The sequence below is a fragment of the Stenotrophomonas sp. 05L44_2 genome (genome assembly GCF_056665995.1).
In genome coordinates this window covers 1-1,639 of sequence record NZ_JBFTNR010000837.1, presented here as the reverse complement: position 1 = coordinate 1,639, position 1,639 = coordinate 1, and the positions used below count along the sequence as shown (strand labels likewise).

2 protein-coding genes are annotated in these 1,639 nt (G+C 69.0%); both read right to left on the bottom strand.

Going from position 1 to position 1,639, the window contains the following annotated elements; all coding sequences use genetic code 11:
- On the bottom strand, positions 1-172 hold a 172-nt coding region (locus tag AC1VAN_RS21160), incomplete at its 3' end, for a GntR family transcriptional regulator (protein WP_480986674.1).
- Positions 173-200: 28 nt separating this feature from the next.
- On the bottom strand, positions 201-1,571 hold the full coding sequence (locus AC1VAN_RS21155; RefSeq protein WP_442252142.1) for a formimidoylglutamate deiminase: 1,371 nt from the start codon (positions 1,569-1,571) through the stop codon (positions 201-203).
- Between the last annotated feature and the right edge of the window lie 68 nt (positions 1,572-1,639).

Here is a 1,639-nt window from a genome sequence, read left to right as displayed (position 1 = left end):
CGGCCAGCGCCGTCAGCACCTTGTTCACCGTCATCCGCGAGCACCCGTACTGCTCCATCAGTTCGTGCTCGTACGGGATACGGAAGCCCGGCGCCCACTCTCCGCTGAGGATGCGGCTTTCCAGATCGCTGCGGATGCGCTGGTTGAGCGTGGCGGACTTGCTGGCCTTCACGTAGTGGAGTCTCGATGGTGGGAGGCGATCAGCCCAGCACGCCACGCAGGGCAGCGGCGAAGGCGCTGGTGATGGCCTCGCGCTGCAGGTGGCGGCCGTCGGCCACGCACTGGCGGCCATGGCGCCAGACCGATCGCAGCCCGCCATTACGTGCGGCGAACACCCAGCTGTCAAGCCATGCGTCACCGTGTCGCGCCTGCAACGCGGGGTGCGCGGCGTCCAGTTCAACCATGTCTGCGCTGGCACCGACCTGCAGGCCGGCGGCCACACCCAGCGCCTGGGCACCGCCCTGCAGCGCACCCTCGAATAGGAAGCGCCCGGTGCTGCGGCCGGCATCCGGGGCCAACACGTTGCGACCCCGCAGGGTCAGCCGCTGGCCGTATTCCAGCAGGCGCAACTCTTCTGCGGCATCGATCAGCACGTTGGAATCGGAGCCCACGCCGAAGCGCCCGCCCTCGCGCGCGAAGGCCTGCATCGGGAACAGGCCGTCGCCCAGGTTGGCCTCGGTGATCGGGCACAGCCCGGCCACGGCGTTGCTGGCGACCATCTGCGCGCGCTCGTCGTCGGTGATGTGGGTGGCGTGCACCAGGCACCAGCGCGCATCGACCGGGGCATGCTCGTACAGCCACTGCACCGGTCGCCGGCCACTCCACGCCAGGCAGGCCTCGACCTCGCGCACCTGCTCGGCGATATGGATGTGTATCGGGCCATCGGTCAGCGGCAGCAGTGCGCTCAGCTCCTCGCCCGTCACCGCGCGCAGGCTGTGCGGGGCGATGCCGAGCACCGCATCGGGCAGCGTGGCCAGCGCGGTGCGGGCACCATCAAGCAGCTGCGCGAACCCGTCTACGTCATGGATGAGGCGGCGCTGTGCCGGGTTCGGCGGCGCCCCACCGAAATCGGCGTGGGCGTAGAACACCGGCAGCAGGGTCAGGCCGATGCCGGTCTGCGCGGCCGCAGCAGCGATCTGCACACTCATCTCGGCGCGATTGGCGTAGGGGCGGCCATCGGCATCGTGGTGCAGGTAGTGGAATTCGCCGACACGGGTGAAGCCGCTTTCCAGCATCTCCATGTAGGCCTGGGCGGCGATGGCCTGCACTGCATCCGGGCGCAGATGGGCCAGGAAGCGGTACATCAGTTCACGCCAGCTCCAGAAACTGTCGCCGTCGCCGCCACCGATCTCGGTCAGGCCGGCCATGCCGCGCTGGAAGGCGTGGCTGTGCAGGTTCGGCAGGCCCGGCACCAGGACGCCCACGCGAGTATCGCCTTGCTGCGCAGCCTGCCCACGCGTGACCGCGGCGATGCGCCCGTCCTGCACCTGCAGGCGGACGTCGGCGGCCCAGCCGTCGGCCAGCAGGGCGTGGGCGGCATGGAAGGAGTGCGCGGAACGCGAATCGGACATGGCTGGACAACCCGAATTGGACGCCTATATTGTATAGACATATAAGCACAGCTGCGTTGTGGATGCCA